An 18328-nucleotide genomic window follows, 5' to 3' on the forward strand; every position below is an offset into this window, starting at 1 on the left:
CAGTTACTTTTGTGGTCTATGGTGGAAACTGCGAGAGGTGAGATCCAGGTCACCCTCCTCGTCATCAATTACGAACTATCATCTCGGAGGAAAATCGTCATGACTCGGACAGCAATCGTCACTGGTGGCGGCCGCGGCATCGGAGCCGCCATCGCCCAGCGCCTGGCCTCGGACGGAATGAACGTCGCGATCCTCGACATGGGCCCCACCGAAGACTCGGTCAAGGCTGTCGAATCCGCAGGTATGAAGGGGCTGGGAGTCGACACCGATGTCTCTGACGAAGCCTCCGTCGAGTCCGCTGTGAAGACTGTCGCGGAGACTCTCGGTGCTCCGACCGTCCTCGTCAACAATGCCGGCATTCTTCGGGACAACCTGCTGTTCAAGATGACTCACGAGGAATTCCAAAAGGTCCTCTCCGTTCATCTCGGCGGGGCATTTCTGATGACCAAGGCCGTTCAGTCATACATGGTGGAAGCGAAATTCGGACGCATCGTATCGATGTCGTCGACATCGGCGCAGGGCAACCGCGGGCAGACGAACTACTCTGCTGCCAAGGCAGGGATCCAGGGGATGACGAAGACGTGGTCGATCGAACTCGGCAAGTTCGGGGTCACGGCAAACGCGATTGCGCCCGGCCTCATCGAAACAGATATGACCAAAGCCACCGCTGAGCGGATGGGCGTGAACTATGACGACTTCATCGCAGCGGGAGTCGGCCAGATTCCGGTGGCGCGCACGGGAAAACCCGAAGACATTGCCCACACCGCCTCATTCCTCGCTTCCGAAGGCGCCGGGTTCGTCTCCGGTCAGGTTATCTATGTGGCCGGAGGGCCGAAGGACTGACCCGCAGCGAATTCTGGTTCCACGATCATCGCGGCGAACTCAGGTCCGGCGCACCACACTGAAGAAAGGCACATCATGCGCGAAGCAGTTATCGTCTCCACCGCAAGAACTCCGATCGGAAAGGCGTACAAAGGAGCGTTCAACGACACTCAGGCCCAGGAACTTGCTGGCCACGCCATTTCTCACGCTGTCTCACGGGCCGGTCTGGAAGGGGCCGAAGTCGATGACGTCGTCCTCGGTGCGGCCCTCCAGCAGGGCAGCCAGTCCACCAACGTCGCACGCCAAGCGGCACTCCGAGCAGGACTCCCCACAACAGTCCCCGGAATGACGATCGATCGTCAGTGTTCCTCCGGTCTGATGGGCATTGCGACGGCAGCGAAGCAGATTCTCTTCGACGGCCAGGAGATCGCAGTCGGCGGAGGCGTTGAGTCGGTGTCGCTGGTGCAGAACGACAAGATGAACATGTACCGGGCGCAGGACCCGTGGCTGGTCGAACATGTTCCCGGAATCTACTACCCGATGCTCGCCACCGCCGAGGTGGTTGCAGAGCGGTATGGAATCAGTCGTGAAGCGCAGGACGAATACTCGCTGTCCTCGCAGCAGCGGACTGCCGCCGCTCAGGAGGCCGGTCGGTTCGATGATGAGATCGTACCGTTGCCGTCGACGAAGATCGTCGTCGACAAGGAGACGAAGGAATCGTCGACCCAGCAGGTGACGCTTGAGCGCGACGAGGGGAACCGTCCATCGACGACATTGGAGAGTTTGGCAGGGTTGAATCCCGTGCTCAAGCCCGGCGATGCGTCCAAGGTTCCGAGCATCACAGCGGGCAACGCCTCGCAGCTTTCCGACGGCGCTTCTGCTTCGGTGCTGATGTCGGGCGATGAAGCGAGTCGGCGAGGTCTGGAGCCACTGGGCATCTATCGAGGTATGGCAGTGGCCGGCTGTGATCCCGACGAAATGGGGATCGGGCCCGTCTTCGCGGTTCCGAAGCTGCTCAAGGCACAGGGGCTGTCGATCGATGACATCGGGCTGTGGGAGCTCAACGAAGCATTTGCGGTGCAGGCCCTCTACTGCCGTGACCGGTTGGGGATTGATCCTGAGAAGTACAACGTCGACGGTGGCGGTATTTCAGTCGGTCACCCATACGGAATGACCGGTAGTCGCCTTGTCGGCCATGCTCTCATCGAGGGGCGTCGTCGCGGAGTCAAGTATGTCGTCGTCACGATGTGCATCGGCGGCGGACAGGGTGCTGCGGGACTCTTCGAAGTCTGCTGAGTCAACATCACCGAGAGAAACACCAGAGCCAGCTGATACATCAGGGCTGGCTGAGCCATCAGAGCAAACTCAGTCATCGAAACATACTGAGTCATCAGAACATACCGAGTAATCAGAACGGTGGCTGTTCACCCGAGTCCCAGAACCACTGCTTCGCGTTCTGTTCGGGTCGGTGGGAGAAGGGATCGATGTATTCGGCCCGGCCGGGGGACTGGAGTCCCTCGGCGGGACCAGCCGTCGCCTGTGCAGTTTTGGACTGCATGGTCGACGGCTCTTCTTCTGCCGTCTCTGATCTCTGGCGTCGGTTCTTCTTCCTGGGCGGATTCTCTGTGTCAGCGGGTGCAGGTTCCCTCTGAGGTGCAGATTCCGTCGAGGACGCAGCTGTTCGAGGCGCGGCTGTCGAAGACGCAGCCGGTGGTGGAACAGTCGCCTGGGGCGGGGCGGTGGCGAAATACTTGAGGAAGAGTCTCGCGTGCTCGACGTTGATCGGATTGTCGGGCGGCATGACTTCGGTGGTGATTCCGTGCCTGAAGATGTATTCGAGCCGCCCAGGTTCTGTCATTCTGACTGAGAACTTCCGGTCTGTCTTCGCTTGGTGATGGAGCTTGCACAGATTGTGGAGATTGCCGAATCGAGTTAGACCGCCGGTCTGTGGACTGTCGTGGTCGAAGGGAATGATGTGATCGACCTCGGTGAGCTCGGCACGACGAGTGCAACCGGGCACGGTGCAGTTCATCCATTGTGCGGCGAGAGGCTGTCGAATGCTGTTGGGGATCGTGTAACTGGTGGCCTTTGCATCGAGCGGCGTGCCGGTCGCTGGGTCTGTGAGGATCCGCGTCCATATCGATGCACATCCCGCGAGCCGGCGCGCCATGTCGGCTGGAAGGGGAGAGCCGTCTGGAAGCATTCCGGCCAAATCACATACATCTGTATCCGTCCGTTGCTCGGCAGCGGTGTCGGTCGAAGCAGACGTTGTCGCCGTGGCTGCCTCTGTTCCTTCTGCGGCTGCGGTTTCTGCTGCGTTCGCTGCGTCGTCGGAGGTAGCCAGGAACTGGCTGAGCAGCGTGAACATAGGAACGGTGATCGTCGTCCGCGCCTGGTGGGAGAGCCAATACTCATGGGTGGGCAAGTCGAGGAGAACCTCGTAGCTGACTTCGCACGTTGATCCGTCAGGTTCGGACGAGGAACCAGAGCCGAATGCCGTATCAGGGTCGAACCCTGTCGGCCAAAATGAGGTACCGGGTGCTGGTCGGCTGTTCTTCAGCGCTTCGAAGAACCGTGGGTCGCGCAGCCAGCAGTCGGACGATGCTTGCCCCTGATCTTCCTTTTCGGCGTCGGCCGGCGCTGAAACCTCGTCGTCCATCTTGCCGAAGGTCCGCTCGATGTAATCGAGTAGGGATTCTTCAGGAGATATGGGGACACCGTCTGGTCCCACGAACAGACCGTCGATCGGGAAGTCGGTACTCGTCGTCTCGCCAGTTGTGGTGTTGTTGCTGGTGATCCGCAGTTTCAGCTGCGGCCGGGTACGAGTGAATATGTCGAGCATGAGCGCATCGATGCCGCGGTCGTCTTCGAATGAGTCTCCGGGGCTCAGCTGGTCGCCGAACGCGGAAGTGTTTCCCTTGTAGACGGAGCGAGCGAATGCTTCGACTCTTCTATAGCAGGCGTGGAGCTCGGGGGCTGGCCCGGTGAGAGTGAGGTAGGCGGTGCCGTCATCACCCGTGCTGATATCGACTCGGCGGCGAACTGCGACCTTCTCCAGGGTCTCCTGTGCTGGTTGGGTCGCCGCGATCTTCAGCGCGAGAGAGCGTTTGAACGTTTCGATTGTGATATCCGCACGCCTGTCGGCCAGATAGTCATCAATGCTCGGCAGGTATCTGAATGCGACGTCCCGGCAACGACGCGTCACGAAGGCAACATGTTCAATGGTGAAATCGCCGTCGACGCAACGCTGGTGGAACTTCGGGAGCCCGTGCACCAAGGTCATCGCAGAGGTGATGTGTTTATAGGCTCCGGACGTAGTCGCGCCGAGCAGTGCCGAGTATTCGCTGATGTCTTCGGCACAAGCGTATTGATGCGTCCATCCGTTGAACGTCGACGTGGGTCTGTACGCAGGGAAGTCGGGAAGCGGTTCAGGATGTTCTCGGGCTTCCCTCTGTTCACGACGCTTCCTTCGCCCCGCTCCACGGTCCTTCTTTCTGCTTGACCCGCCGGCGGCGTCAGCTGTGCCCGCCTCGCCCGCCCCACCCGTGTCACCCGCGTCACCCGTGTTGCCCGATTTGGCGCTCGCCTTCGTGCTCTTCGTGGAACGGCCGCTGGGGCGTTTGCGGCAGCTGTGTCGACTGACGGTCTCCGCGAGCGGCGCGAAGTCGTATGGATTCGTCAGGTCAGGACCCGCGAGGCCAAGGTAGTGCGCAACCTCTCGGACGAAGATGCTGCTGGTTGCGTCCAGTGCCGCAAACTGTGCCTGGTCGCTGCAGGCGTAGACAGCCGACAGGTCGCTGAATGGCGAATCTTCATCGATATCAAGGCTGCGGCCGCTGAAGGCTGATGAGCTGGAATCATCCGAGTGCACACCGAAGTGAGAGCTGTCATCGTCCATGTGCTTCATCGCGTCGCCTCCTCTCCACTGCGATGTGGAGTCTGCTGATAATTTGGCGTCTAGTCACAGTATAACCAAAAATAGAACGTAAAGCCGGGAAGATTCGAATAATAGACGAACAATCAAGGGATAGAAAATAGATATAGTGCGTAAAGACGTCGCTTTGAGACTCATATGAGGATTCTTCGGCAATTACTGTAGAAAAAGTCCTGTTTGTTGTTAAATGATCCCATTCGCCACTGACGCGAGAAGCTGCGCCACCGACACAGGAACGAGCGCCACCGACACGAGAGCCTGCGCAACCGTGTTGAGAAGCTGCGTCACCGATTCGCTAGACTCAATCCGTGGCAGCGATCGACAAAGACATTCTCCGTTTGGCACTTCCGGCCCTCGGAGCACTGATTGCCGAACCCATCTTCCTGCTCTCTGACACGGCCATGGTCGGCCACCTCGGCGCCGGTTCACTGGGATCGCTGGCGATCGCGTCGACGATTCTGCAGACCGTCCTCGGACTGATGATCTTCCTCGCCTATGCCACCACCCCTCGGGTCGCCAGGCGAATGGGTGCCGGAGACCGCTCCGGTGCCATCAACGCGGGTTTCGACGGAATCTGGCTTGCCCTGTGCACCTCAGTGCTGCTGCTGGCGATCGGGCTGCCTCTGCTCAAGCCGGTGATCGCTGCTTTCGAACCCGGCGCTGAAATAGCCGAGGGGGCGCACTCCTATCTCGCCATCTCCTGGTGGGGCCTGCCGTTCATGCTCGTCGTCATCGCCGCCACAGGACTCCTGCGCGGGCTGCAGGACACGCGCACACCACTCATCGTGGCAGCGGCCGGATGCATCGCCAACATCGGGTTGAACGCGATCTTCATCTACGGCCTCGATATGGGAGTTGCCGGCTCCGCGCTGGGCACCGTCATCGCGCAAGCGGGGATGTGCTCCGTCTATGTGGCGATCTCGATCAGGGCGGCACGACGATTCCACGCCACGTTCCGACCAGACTGGTCCGGAGTGCTCTCCTCGGCGAAGACCTCCGGCTGGCTGCTGGTGCGCAATGCATCCCTGCGCGCGGCTCTCATCATCCTCGTCTTCCTCGCCACCGCTATGGGAACGACCGAGCTCGCCGCGATCCAAGTCGCACAGAGCATCTTCTTCGCTCTCGCACTCGCCCTTGACTCACTGGCGATCGCCGGTCAGGCCCTGATCGGACTGCAGCTGGGCGCACGGAACGTCGACGCGGTGGCCGCGATCAACCGCAGGCTGTGTCTGTGGGGCATCGTCTTCGGGGTCATCGTCGGTCTCATCCTGTTAGCAGGTGCCGGAATCATCCCCCGCGGCTTCTCTTCGGACCCGGCAGTAGTCGCACTGATGACGAGTCTCCTTCCCGTGCTGGCCCTGAGTATGCCCATCGCCGGCTATGTATTCGTCCTCGACGGCGTCCTCATGGGTGCCGAGGACGCCAGATATCTGGCTCTGGCACAATTGGTTGCTGTGGGCGGATATGCGATCCTGCTGATTCCGATCGTCCTCTATTGGCCCGGTGCTCTGGGCCTGTGGGCCGCGTTCTGCATCGGCTTCGTCGGCCTTCGGGCGCTGACGTTGGGATGGCGGGTGCGCAATCGCAGTTGGATCGCTCGTGCGGTCGAGAAAGGAACCTCATGAACGAACGTCAGAACCAGGATTCCGCCGAGGCGGCTCGCCGGACCGAACTCAGGTCACGGATCCGCCCGCTGGGTCCAGAGACCCCAGATGAGGCATTCTTACCTTTCCTCGATCTGTGCTTCAACTGGTCTTTGGACAAGCCGAGGATCGACGTCGATGAGCTCCTCGAGCGCGACGATGCGGCCTTCTACTTCAAGGACTGGGGGCGCGAGGGCGACATTGCGGTGGCCGCCTATGCGAAGGGCCCGAACGGTGGAGACGCCGCCGATGAGCAGTCCGCCGATGAGCAGCCTGCCGATGAGCAGCCTGCCGATGAGCAGCCTGCCGACGACCTGTCCGCCGACGGACACACCGGTGCCGCGGATTCAGAACCGGAGATCATCGGACTCGCATGGCTGCGTCTGGCCGCGTTCGATGCAGTGATCGAAAAGTCGACCGACACCACCGCCGAGGCGGGTTCGCGCTTCACCGGGTACGGCTGGGTGGCCGGGGACATCCCCGAGCTGTCATTGGCTGTTCTGCCTGATCATCAGTCCCAAGGAATCGGCGGCATGCTCCTCGATGTGGTGTGCACCTTGGCGAAGATGAGCGGTTTCCCAGCCGTCAGCCTGTCCGTCGAGGACGGAAACGGCGCGGCTCGTCTCTACCACGACCGCGGTTTCGTCACGGTCGGGCGCAATGGAGACGCCGACATTCTCGTCCGCCGGCTCAAGTGACTGAGGCGAAGTCAGCCATGACATCAGGAACCAGCCAGCCCAGCCAGCCGAACTAGCCGGACCAACTAGGCCAGCTCGGGCAGCTCTTTGTCGAACAGCCACGGCCGGACAACCTCGGCGAGGTCGCGGCCGACTACACCAGAGACGCACTCGAGGAAATCCGAGGTATCGACCGAAGAATGACGATGTTTCGTCGTCCACTCGGAGATCGCAGCGAAGAAGTCCTCATCGCCGATCTCGAGCCTCAGCGCGTGCAAGCAGAGTGCACCGCGCTTGTACACACGGTCATCGAACATATCGGGACCGCCCGGGTCGCTGAGCACGAAGTCCTGCGGCTCGTCGGCCAGAGCCTCCCGCCAAGTCTGCGCACACTCATGCGCGCTGCTGCGGCCCGATGCCTCCGACCACAGCCACTCCGAATAGCAGGCGAAGCCCTCATTGAGCCAGATGTCTGACCAGCGCCGAGGCGTCAGCGAGTTCCCGAACCACTGATGGGCCATCTCATGGGCGACGAGTCGCTCGGCCTCCCACTCCTCGCCGAGATGGTTGGGGCCGAGTACGGACAGAGGCTGTGACTCAAGGGGGATCTCGAGTTCGTCGTCGGTCACGACCACGTCGTAGCGATCGAAGGGGTAGGGACCGAACCGTTCGATGAACTCGTTCATCATGGAATGCTGGATCTGCAGACGCGTGGACGCAGCTCTCCAGTGCTCACCGGCGTAGAGACCCAGGGAGACAGGAGAAGGCTCAGCACCATCCTCGGCGTCGATCTGAGCGTGTCGGTAGCGGCCGATCTGCACCGTGGCCAGATATGTCGCCAGGGGGGTCCGTGACTCGTAGGTCCATGCCGTGCGGCCGGCCTTGCGGACCTTGTCGACGAGTTCTCCGTTGGACACGACCGTATATTCGGATTCCGTGAGCACGCGGATGCGGTACTTCGACTTGTCCGAGGGGTGGTCGTTGCAGGGGAACCAGGTTGAGGCGCCGACGGGCTGCCCGGCCACGAGGACGCCATCCTCGAGCTCCTCCCAGCCCACGTCACCCCAGGTTCCGATCGCGGGCTGCGGGTTTCCGACATAGGAGACGTCGATGCGCACCGGCTGGTTCTTCGGCAGGGGATCTGTCGTCAGGTGCAGCTTCTTGCCCCGTGTGGAGTACCGAGCCTTCTTGCCGTTGACGGCGGCCTTCGTGACTCGCAGACCTGTGAGGTCGAGGAGGATCGTCTTCGTCTCCTGCAGCACACGACCCGTCAGGCTCGCATGTGCGGAGAGGCGGTTGGGCCCGATCCGGTAGTCGAGGTCGAGATCGTAGTGGTCGATGGTGAGCTCGGCGTTACCGACGTTCGGGGTGTAGGGATCAAGCATCGTGGTGCCGCCTTGGGGTTGCTTCGGGCCCGCTGGATCCGCCCTCAGGAAGTTCTGGTGCATCCACCCAGGGTATGACAGGATTGCCGCTGAAATAGGCGTGGGCCGGCACGAACTCTCCGCGCATCACCAGCGAGGTCGCACCCACCGTGGAATTCGTGCCCAAGCTGGAGGCGGGCAGTATCACGCTGTTGGGCCCGAGAGTCGATCCCTGCACCAATTCGACGGTGTCCAAGCTCATGACCCGGTCGTGGAAGAGATGGGTCTGGACCACGCAGCCGCGGTTGATCGTGGAGTTGTCGCCCAGGCTGACCAGGTCGGCTTCGGGCAGCCAATAGCTTTCGCACCACACTCCGTGGCCGATCTTCGCTCCCATGGCCCGCAGATACCACACGATGGCGGGAGTCCCCACGGCATTCCGGGCGAACCATGGTGCGGCGATGAGCTCGACGAAGCAGTCCGCGACCTCGTTGCGCCAGATGAACGATGACCACAGGGGATGTTCGCCGGCTCTGATGGGACCGGCGCAGATCCACTTGGCCGCGATGGCCAGCCCCGCCGCCACCGCACCAGCGGCCATCATCACGATGCCCGAGGTCAGCAGGGCGAGCCCGACAGAGGCCAAGAACGATCCGCCATCGCCAGCCGCGCCACCAGTTGTGCCCATCGCGCCCGTACCGGCCGCAGACGACCCTGCCCCTGGCAGTCCGAGGAGGAACTCGATCGTGAGGAGGACCGCGGCGACGAGTGCACCGGCGACCATCACCGAGGTGATCCGCAGAGTCTCGAAGAACGCCCGGGCCGATCTGACGCCGAGCTTCGGGGCATAGGTCAGCGCCTCATCGGCGTCGACCGCTGCCCTGCGCAGCTGCACAGGGGGAGAGCCGAGCCACGACGAGCCCTTCTTCGCCTTCGCCGGGGCTGCCGACAGCACGGCAACCAGTGCGTTCTTGGGCACTCGCCGTCCAGGGGAGGCTATGCCCGAGTTGCCGAGGAAGGCGCGCTTGCCGACCTTCGCCTTGCCGGCTCGCATCCACCCGTGACCGAGTTCGTAACTGGCCACCATGGTGTCATCGGCCAGGAACGCACCTGCGGCGATGGTCGTCATTTTGGGGACGAACACCACCGTTGAGATCTCGGTGCCCGGGCCCACCTTCGCTCCGAGCAGTCGCAGCCACCAAGGGGTGAGCATCGAGGCATAGAGAGGGAAGAGGAGATCACGGGCCAAATCGAGGAGGCGCTCCGTGGCCCAGACACGGTAGCCGTGAGCAGAGCGGACCGGGAACTCTCCCTCCTCCATTCCGATGGACAGCAGCCGCACCGACACGAGGATGAACAGGGCCGTGCAGACGAACCATATGCAGGCGATGAGAGGGGACCAGGCGAGAACGAGCAACGGGGACTCGACGACGCCGATGCCTGAGACCGCAATCATCAGTGCAATGCCCGGCACAGCAGCCAGATAGGGCAGAGCCGCGTTGAGCTGAGAGCCCACAGCATAGAGCAGGAAGGGCAGTCGCCGGCGAGGCGGTGGAGCGGGCCAGCTCTTCTTGGCCTTGCCGATCCGGACAGCGGGGGAACCGGAGTAGATCTGGTTCCGGCGCACCTTGCCGGTCACAGCCGATCCGGCTTCGACCAGTGCGCCTTCCCCGATTCGGGTGCCCGGCATCAAGGTGGAGCGAGCTCCGATCGTCACGTTGGAGCCCACGTTGATCGTGCCGATGCGCAGCAGGTCGCCGTCGACCCACCAGCCCTTGAGATCGACCTCTGGCTCGATTGCGGCGCCCTCGCCCACGGTCAGGAAACCGGTCACCGGGGGAGCCGAGTGCAGATCGGCATCGGAGCCGATTCGGTTGCCAAGGAGCTTCGCGTACCAGGTCACCCAGGGGGCGCTGGCCACCGAGACGGCCGCAGCGAGATCGGCGATGTGCTCGGCCAGCCACAGGCGCTTATGCACCCACCCCGACCGCGGATAGTCACCCGGACGAATACCGAGCATGAGTGCGCGCGCGGCACCTGCGGAGATGAGCATACGGCCCCACGCGGTGACGAAGACGAGGAACAGGGTGATGATCACAGGCCAGGGCGTGACCGGGAGATCCGCGCCGAGGCTGCTGCCGAGATTCGCGAGCACCATCGCAATGACGACCCACCTGACCCCGCCGAGGATGTGGACCGGTACCGCGAGCAGAGTCTGGAAGGCCTGCATCCCCCTCGAGGTCCGTGTGATCGTCCGCTTCGGACGCCCGGCGCCCGCCGCGGCTCCGTCGTCGGCGCTGCACAGATTCGCGAGTGCGCCGAAGCGCGGATGGGCATAGATGTCGCCGACGGTGACGCTGGGATGCTGGGTCCTCAGCCGGGAGACCAACTGCGCAGCCGCCAGTGAGCCGCCACCCGAGGTGAAGAAGTCGCTGTCCGACCCTGGCCGTGATCCGAGCACTGCCGACCACTGCTCGGCGATCCACTCGATCTCGGGCTCGAAGGTCTCGGAGCTGTCTTCGATCTCGGCGCTGTCGCCCATCGGCCAAGGCAGTGCGTTGCGATCGACCTTGCCGGAGGTCTTCGTCGGAAGTTCGTCGATGAGCGTCAGTCGCGGCACAAGAGCCGCAGGCAGCTCGGCACGCAGTGCCTGTTCCCATTCGGAGATGCGGTCCCCGGGATTTGCCGTGCCCGACGCGATGTAGCCGACGAGGATGTCCGAGCCCGCCGGAGTCTGCTTCACTGCGGCCGCAGCACCTTCGACATCGGGCAGGGCCTGGAGAGCGGCGTCGATCTCACCGAGCTCGATGCGACGGCCGGCGAGCTTGATCTGCTCATCGGCTCGGCCGACGAAGATCAATCCCTCGGGGTCGCTGATGACGAGGTCGCCCGAACGATAGGCCCGATCCCAGCCGAGGGTCGGCATCGGAGCGTACTTCTCGGCGTCCTTGGCCGGGTCCAGGTAGCGGGCAAGACCGATCCCGCCGATGATGAGCTCACCGGTCTGGCCGTCAGCGACCGGGATACCTGCCGCATCGACGACGGCCAGGGACCACCCGTCCAGGGGCAGTCCGATCCGAACAGGCTCGGAACCATCGAGTTGTGCCCCGCAGGCCACCACGGTCGCCTCGGTGGGGCCATAGGTGTTCCAGACTTCGCGACTCTCATCGCTGAGCCTCCGCCCGAGTTCGGGCGGACATGCCTCGCCGCCGAATATGAGGAGACGCACGGCATCGAGACTGTCGGCGGGCCACAGCGCTGCGAGGGTGGGAACGGTCGAGACGACGGTGATGCCACGTGAGGACAGCCACGGCCCCAGGTCCATCCCGGACTTCACAAGGGCGCGGGGCGCTGGGACCAGACAGGCGCCGTGTCGCCATGCCAGCCACATCTCCTCACAGCTGGCGTCGAAGGCCACGGACAGTCCGGCCAGCACTCGATCTCCGGGCCCCAGCGGCTCCTCCTGACAGAACATCGCCGCCTCGGCGTCGACGAATGCGGCCGCACTGCGGTGGGAGACTGCCACGCCCTTAGGCTTTCCTGTCGACCCGGAGGTGAAGATGACCCAGCAGTCATCGTCGGGGGTCGGGCGGCGCAGCTCGGAACGTGCGAGCGGACCTCGATCGGTTCGCGACTCGATTGCTCGGTCGGCGGTGATGATGCCTGTGACAGCCGCCTCGGTGAAGACGGTGTGCGCACGCTCATCGGGATCGTCGACGTCGACGGGAACGTACGCAGCGCCGAGCATCATCGTGGCCAGGATGGAGACGTAGAGGTCGGCGGAGCCGGAAGGCACTCGGATGCCGACCTTGTCTCCCGGCCCGATGCCGACAGCGGCCAATTCGAGAGCGAGATCACGGATCTCGACGATCAATTCGGAATAGCTGAGGACGCCGCGCCCGTCATCGATTGCGGGCTGGTCACCATGTGCGCCTGCAGCTTCGAGGAGGACGTCGATGAGTGTGCGGTCCTCGCGTGGTCGCGAAGTCGCGGGGAATTGAGCCGAATGTATGGTCACAGGACTTCCGGGTCGGGGCTGGAGATGGACGACGGCGTGCGTGCCGCCAGTCACCGACCAAGACTATATATCGACAAGGTGTCTCGAACGTGAACACGGCGGTGATGACATCTCGGACCGTGAGCCTCTTCACTATGGTGCTGGCACTTCATTATCCTTAAGCCACCCGCACTATTTTCAATGATGAGGAGAACGCCAATGGTCACAGTCTTCAAGAACGCCAAGGTCTTCGATGGAACCAGGTTCCTTCCTGGGCTGCGAGACATCGTCGTCGACGGGGGATCGATCTCTTCGGTCACCGAGGGTGGACAGGGTTCACACGATGCCGGAGACACCTATGTCGACTGTGCCGGCAAGACGATCATTCCCGGCGTCATCGACTGCCACGTGCACCTGATGAGCACGGGGGCCAGCAACACCTCGTCATTCCATGATCCGTTCTCGCTGCAGTTCTACAACTCCGTCGACAATATGGAGAAGACGCTCAAGGGCGGAGTGACCACCGTGCGCGATGCCGGTGGCACCGACCTCGGTGCGAAGGTCGCCGTCGAGACGGGCATCGTTCGCGGGCCACGTCTGTCGATTGCGGTGAACATCATGTCCCAGACGGGCGGGCACGGTGACTTCCACCTGGTATCGGGCGCCGATTCGCCGTTCCTGGCCCCACACCCAGGCCGGCCTTCGGGTGTTGCCGACGGTCTCGAAGAGGTGCAGCGCAAGACTCGTGAGCTGCTGCGAGCCGGAGCCGATCACATCAAGATCTGCTCGACAGGAGGCGTGCTCTCGCCGCGTGATGATCCCCGGCACTCCCAGTTCACCGAGGCTGAGATCGCAGTCATCGTCGCCGAGGCGGCTGCCCAGGGCGCGCACGTCATGTCCCATGCGCAGGGCGCGCCAGGAATCAAGAATGCTGTCCGTGCGGGAGTGCGCTCCATCGAACACGGCATCTACCTAGATGATGAAGCCATCGATCTCATGCTCGAAAACGGCACCTTCCTGGTCCCGACCCTGCAGGCTCCGCAGGCAGTGATCAAAGCCTCCGAGGCCGGATCGGCTCTGCCTCAGTCCGTGGTCGACAAAGCCCACTCAGTGATCGAGGCGCACCAAGAGTCGATCACGAAGGCCCACGAGGCGGGGGTGAAGATCGCGATGGGCACCGATGCCGGTGTCGGCCCGCACGGTGAGAACCTCGAAGAGATCAGCCTCCTGGCCGGCGCCGGCCTCTCCACCACCGAGGCACTGGCAGCGGGGACTTCCGTCGCGGCCGAACTGCTGGGACATGACAACGTCGGCCGGATCGCTGAGGGGGCGCTCGCCGACCTCGTGGTGGTCGACGGCGACCTCAGCACCGAAGATGTCAGGGGAATTGAGTCGCGAGTGAGCTCAGTGCATTTGGGCGGCGAACTCATCTGAGGAGCCGGGCCGAACGGCTGAGCACGACAGCGGGAGAGTACGCCAGGTGAGGGGAGACTAACCTCACCTGGCGTACAATCGTGGCGTGAGCAATCGAAACCATCCGTGCAGTGCGAGGGCGTACCGCGGTGCCAAGGCAAACCGCACCGCCAGTGCCGACAGCGGAGACCTAGACGCAGCAGGGTGCAGGGCCGACGATTCACGATGAACCCACTGAACTGGTCGTTTCCCATCGCCGTGACGTGGCTCATCCTGTTCGGCATCATCCTGGCCCGCGCGGGAGGAACCTTCCTCCTGGGGCGGTTGGCACGCAAGGGCATTCGCAGGATCGAACGCATCGACACGATCATGTCCGGTCCCAAGTACCGAAAGGCCGAAGCGATGATCGAGCGTTTCGGTGCACCGGTGATCGCCGTGAGCTTCCTCATGATCGGGGTCCAGACCGTGCTCAATCTGGCGGCTGGAACCAGCGGCATGAGTTACCGCCGCTATCTTCCCGCTCTCGTCGTCGGCGGGTCTCTGTGGGCCCTGATCTATTCGACCGTCGGCCTCATCGGATTCAAGGCCCTGGCCACGGCCTACCAGGCGGAGCCCGGACTGACGATCGGGCTCGGCGCCGTCTTCGGCCTGGCCATCCTCGGCCTGTTCATCGGGCTGAAGAAGAAGGACGAGCAGACCGAGCCCGCCGCTAACGGCACGGCCTGACCGGTCCTGCTCGGAACAACCTCGGCGTGACCGGCTCTGCCGGGGACAGCCTCGGCGTGACCAGCCCTGCCAGGAACAACCTCGGCGGAGTCAGTCGTGTGGACGCACCGTGAGCTCTTCGGTCATGTCCTCCAGCTCCATTCCCTTCGTTTCGGGAACCTTCCACCAGACGAAGAAGAACGAGAGTATCGCGAAGAAGGCGTAGAAGCCGTAGGCGAAGGTCAGGCTGATGTCGGAGAAGATCGGGAACGTCGTCGAAATGGCGAAGTTCGCGATCCACTGGGCCGCAGCAGCGACAGCCAAGGCACCGGCACGGATCCGATTGGGGAACATCTCGCCCAGGAGCACCCACACCAGAGGGCCCCATGTGGCACCGAATCCGACGACGAACACATTCGCGGAGATCAGCGCGATGATCGACCACGGCGCATCCAACTGGGCACTGGTGGTGCCATCGGCAGCGGTGGCGAGTTCGGCGAACGAGAATGACACCGCCATCATTGCCAAGGCGATACCCATCAGGAACGAACCGGCCAGCAGCATCTTCCGACGTCCGACCTTGTCGACGAGGAGAATCGCCACGATCGTCACGACGATGTTCGTCACCGAGGTGATGACCGAAGTCAGAAGGGCACTGGACTCGTCGAATCCGACCGATTTCCACAGCGTCGTCGAGTAGTAGAAGATGACGTTGATGCCGACGAACTGCTGGAACACGGACAGCAGTATTCCGATCCAGACGATCGGCTTGAGGCCGAAACGTTTGCCGATGAGGTCCTTGAAGGACTCTTTGTCCTCCCGTCGGATCGAGTCGCGGATCCGTTCGATGAGGGAATCGGTGTCGGTGACCCCTGTGAAGACTCGCAGAACTCGTGCGGCTTCGTCCTCTCTGCCACGGGCCACCAGGAACCGCGGAGATTCCGGAAGCCCCAATGCCATGAGTCCGTAGACCAGAGCGGGGAGTGCCTCGACCATGAACATCCAGCGCCAGGTCTCGATTCCGAACCACAGCGGATCGGCGGCTCCGCCGGACAACGATGCCAGAAGCGCATTCGACAGGAGTGCCGCGAAGATGCCGGTCACGATCGCCAGCTGCTGCAGCGAACCGAGGCGCCCACGCACACGGGCGGGGGACACCTCGGCGATATAGGCAGGAGCGATGACAGACGCAGCGCCCACGCCGAGTCCGCCGACCATGCGCCAGATGATGAGATCCGTGACGCCGAAGGCCAAGCCCGAGCCGACGGCAGAGAGGAGGAACAGGACCGCCGCGACGACCATGACGGGGAGTCTGCCGTAGCGATTGGCCAGAGAGCCGGCGAACCAGGCTCCGAGTGCGCACGCCAGCAGCGCCGAGGAGACGGCGAAGCCCTTCAGGCCAGCGCTGAGGGCGAACTCCTCTGCCAGGGCGTCAACGGCGCCGTTGATGACAGCTGTGTCGAAGCCGAAGAGGAAGCCGCCCAGCGCGGCGGCCAATGAGATTCCGACGATACGGGAGTTCACCCGATCTCGACCGTGCAGTCTGCCATCGGGGGATGGGGCGTTCTGAGACAAGCGAGTCTCCTCCTGAGGATGACATTCGGCACGCGGCGCGAATGTGACGTCGATGAGCTGCACCCCAGGGTATGCCACCGACATGCGGTTGAGCACGCGACTGTCCGTGAGGTGGGCCACTGCGGGGATTGGGCCCAAACGTCAGTAGAGTGGTGCCACGTCATCGTCGACGAGATCGGTGGAACTCGTCATCACCGTTATGAGAAAGGGACCGCCGGATGGCTGTTGCCTGGTGGAGTATTCTGCCGTTCGTTCTGCTGTTGGGCTGCATCGCGGTCCTGCCGCTCTTCCCGGCCACTGAGAAGATCTGGGACCGCAATCTCGTCAAACTCTCAGTGGCCTTGGTCCTCGGCGTGCCGATCGCTGTGTGGTTCCTCATCGGCGGAGCCGGTTCCACCGTTTCCCATGCCTTGGTGGAATACTTCCAACTCATCGTTCTGACCGGCAAACTGTTCGTCTTCAGCGGTGGCCTCTCCTCGGTGCTCGACAATGCTCCGGCATATGTGACCTTCTTCGAAATGGCCTCTCAGGTGCCGGGGGAGCCCCGGGTGGCTGGTATTGCAGAGACACTGCTGATCGCGGTGTCCCTGGGGGCAGTCATGGGTGGGGCGATCACCTACATCGGCAATGGGCCGAACTTCATGGTGAAATCCGTTGCGGACTCGGCGAACGTGGCGATGCCGAGTTTCGGAGGCTATGTCGGGTGGTCGATGTCCCACCTGGTCCCGATCCTGGCCGCATTGTTGCTGCTGTTCATGACCGATGGCGTGTGGTGGAAGCTCCTCGGCGTCGTGCTGACTCTGCTCGTGCTCGGGAGAGCCGGGCTGAATGTGCGAGCAGGCCGACGTGAAGCGAAGGAAGGACCCGGCTCGATCGGCCGGGCGAGCGAGTCCGGCGAATGAGCTATCGGCCCAGCTCCGGAGCCCGTGCGATAGCCGGCGTCGGTCTCTACTTCAGCTGCAACGGCCTCGTGTTCGCGGCACTGCTGCCGTGGTACCCGCTGTTGGTCGAGCGACTGGGACTGACCTCCTTGGAGTTCGGGCTCGTCGTCGCCTCCTTCGCCCTCGGTGCCATCGTCTCCTCTGTCGTCCCGGCTCACCTCATCTCACGGTTCGGAGCCAACGCTGTCGTCGTTGGAGGCACTCTTCTCCTGGGGCTCTCCGCGGCCGCCACAGCGTGGTCCGTCAATGGCTGGATGATGGCCGCCTGCCTGTTCTTCGTCGGCTTCTTCGATGCCATTGTGGATGTGGCGCAGAACGTCGTCGGCATCGGGGTGCAGGAGAGCCTGTCGCGCGTCATTCTCTCGTCGATGCACGCGCTGTGGAGCCTCGGGGGTCTCGCCAGCGGTGCAGCTGCCACCATTGCCGCAGGCAACGGCGTGGACATGAGGGTTCATCTGGCCCTGATCGCGGTAGTGTCTTTCATCGTGATCATGTCGGCCCGCAGGCTGATCGGGGACGTCGGTCTGAGCAGACGACGGGCAGCAACGGGCGCTGACGCTGAGGCCGCAGCCGACGTCAGCGAGCCTTCAGGTGGTGATCGACCAAGTTCGAAGCGTGCGGTTCTGCTGGTGGCGCTGCCCCTGGCCGTCGTAGCAATCTGCGGAACGGCTGTTGAGGACATTGCGAACAACTGGTCCGCGATAGCAGCGGTCGAGTTCAGCGGGGTGCCTGCCGCGACCGCCGGTATCGCCTTCAGCGTGGTCATCGGCAGTCAGTGTCTGGGCCGTTTCAGTGGGGACTTGTTGGTCCAGCGCTTCGGCGCCAGCCGGATAGCTCGCCTCGGGGGAGGCCTCATCGCCCTGGGTGGGATCGGTGTCGTCACTGCCTTCGAGCCATTTCAGCTGTTGGTCGGACTGGCACTCATGGGGTACGGATCGGCGACCCTGGTTCCAGGAGCGCTCGGCGCTGCTGCTCACATTCCAGGTATGGGGAGAGCCGGAGGAGTGACGCTGGTCAACTGGATCATGAGGGTCGGATTCCTGGGCACCAGCCCGCTGGTCGGTACCATCGCCAGCCTCGGTACGCTGCGCTGGGGCTTGTCAGTGCTGATCGTCATCGGCGCAGTCACAATGATCTTCGCCGGCCGGCTCGGAGGAAAGCAGGAGCAGTCGGAACCATGACGTAGGACATGACCGGAACGATGACGCGAGACAGACCCGGGACAGAAATGAGAAATGTGCCGCGACATCGTAGGAA

General features: G+C 63.0%; 12 protein-coding genes. 8 read left to right on the plus strand and 4 right to left on the minus strand.

Annotated features, from left to right (window positions below; genetic code table 11):
* Nucleotides 1–99 precede the first annotated feature (99 nt).
* Both ACE03M_RS02575 and ACE03M_RS02580 read left to right on the plus strand, forming a co-directional pair.
* Nucleotides 100–843, plus strand: a complete 744-nt coding sequence (locus ACE03M_RS02575; RefSeq protein ID WP_485932662.1) for an SDR family oxidoreductase — start codon at nucleotides 100–102, stop codon at nucleotides 841–843.
* A 75-nt stretch (nucleotides 844–918) separates the two neighbouring features.
* Entirely contained in the window at nucleotides 919–2118 is a 1200-nt protein-coding gene (locus ACE03M_RS02580; protein ID WP_485932664.1) for an acetyl-CoA C-acyltransferase, read from the plus strand.
* A 112-nt stretch (nucleotides 2119–2230) separates the two neighbouring features.
* Here the strand turns inward: ACE03M_RS02580 and ACE03M_RS02585 are convergent, their stop codons facing one another.
* Nucleotides 2231–4729 (minus strand): HNH endonuclease signature motif containing protein, encoded by a 2499-nt coding sequence (locus tag ACE03M_RS02585; RefSeq protein ID WP_485932666.1) that lies wholly within the window; start codon nucleotides 4727–4729, stop codon nucleotides 2231–2233.
* A gap of 335 nt (nucleotides 4730–5064) precedes the next feature.
* On the opposite strand from ACE03M_RS02585, the gene ACE03M_RS02590 reads away from it, so the two are divergent.
* Nucleotides 5065–6381: an MATE family efflux transporter gene (locus ACE03M_RS02590; protein WP_143923808.1), complete on the plus strand. Its 1317-nt coding sequence runs from the start codon at nucleotides 5065–5067 to the stop codon at nucleotides 6379–6381.
* Nucleotides 6378–7097 (plus strand): GNAT family N-acetyltransferase, encoded by a 720-nt coding sequence (locus tag ACE03M_RS02595; protein ID WP_485932668.1) that lies wholly within the window; start codon nucleotides 6378–6380, stop codon nucleotides 7095–7097. Before ACE03M_RS02590 ends, ACE03M_RS02595 begins: the two co-directional genes overlap by 4 nt.
* A gap of 65 nt (nucleotides 7098–7162) precedes the next feature.
* Here the strand turns inward: ACE03M_RS02595 and ACE03M_RS02600 are convergent, their stop codons facing one another.
* Together ACE03M_RS02600 and ACE03M_RS02605 are read right to left on the minus strand one after the other, a co-directional pair.
* On the minus strand, nucleotides 7163–8461 hold the full coding sequence (locus ACE03M_RS02600) for a M1 family metallopeptidase (protein WP_485932670.1): 1299 nt from the start codon (nucleotides 8459–8461) through the stop codon (nucleotides 7163–7165).
* Entirely contained in the window at nucleotides 8454–12458 is a 4005-nt protein-coding gene (locus ACE03M_RS02605; RefSeq protein WP_485932672.1) for a non-ribosomal peptide synthetase, read from the minus strand. The genes ACE03M_RS02600 and ACE03M_RS02605 overlap by 8 nt, the downstream gene beginning before the upstream one ends.
* Nucleotides 12459–12656: 198 nt before the next feature.
* Between ACE03M_RS02605 and ACE03M_RS02610 the strand changes: the two genes are divergently transcribed.
* Together ACE03M_RS02610 and ACE03M_RS02615 are read left to right on the plus strand one after the other, a co-directional pair.
* On the plus strand, nucleotides 12657–13871 hold the full coding sequence (locus tag ACE03M_RS02610) for a metal-dependent hydrolase family protein (protein ID WP_485932674.1): 1215 nt from the start codon (nucleotides 12657–12659) through the stop codon (nucleotides 13869–13871).
* 204 nt (nucleotides 13872–14075) lie between these two features.
* Nucleotides 14076–14576 (plus strand): DedA family protein, encoded by a 501-nt coding sequence (locus ACE03M_RS02615; RefSeq protein ID WP_143923804.1) that lies wholly within the window; start codon nucleotides 14076–14078, stop codon nucleotides 14574–14576.
* 90 nt (nucleotides 14577–14666) lie between these two features.
* Here ACE03M_RS02615 and ACE03M_RS02620 read toward each other — a convergent pair whose 3' ends face one another.
* Nucleotides 14667–16214, minus strand: coding sequence for a sugar porter family MFS transporter (locus ACE03M_RS02620; protein ID WP_485932717.1), 1548 nt, complete (start codon nucleotides 16212–16214; stop codon nucleotides 14667–14669).
* A 134-nt stretch (nucleotides 16215–16348) separates the two neighbouring features.
* On the opposite strand from ACE03M_RS02620, the gene ACE03M_RS02625 reads away from it, so the two are divergent.
* Both ACE03M_RS02625 and ACE03M_RS02630 read left to right on the plus strand, forming a co-directional pair.
* The gene (locus tag ACE03M_RS02625; protein ID WP_485932676.1) at nucleotides 16349–17032 is read left to right on the plus strand and encodes a sodium:proton antiporter; all 684 of its coding nucleotides are present in this window, start codon (nucleotides 16349–16351) and stop codon (nucleotides 17030–17032) included.
* Complete coding sequence (locus ACE03M_RS02630; protein WP_485932678.1) at nucleotides 17029–18252, plus strand: MFS transporter; 1224 nt, start codon at nucleotides 17029–17031, stop codon at nucleotides 18250–18252. Before ACE03M_RS02625 ends, ACE03M_RS02630 begins: the two co-directional genes overlap by 4 nt.
* Nucleotides 18253–18328: the final 76 nt, after the last annotated feature.

It is taken from the genome of Brevibacterium sp. AGC70 (assembly GCF_057334195.1).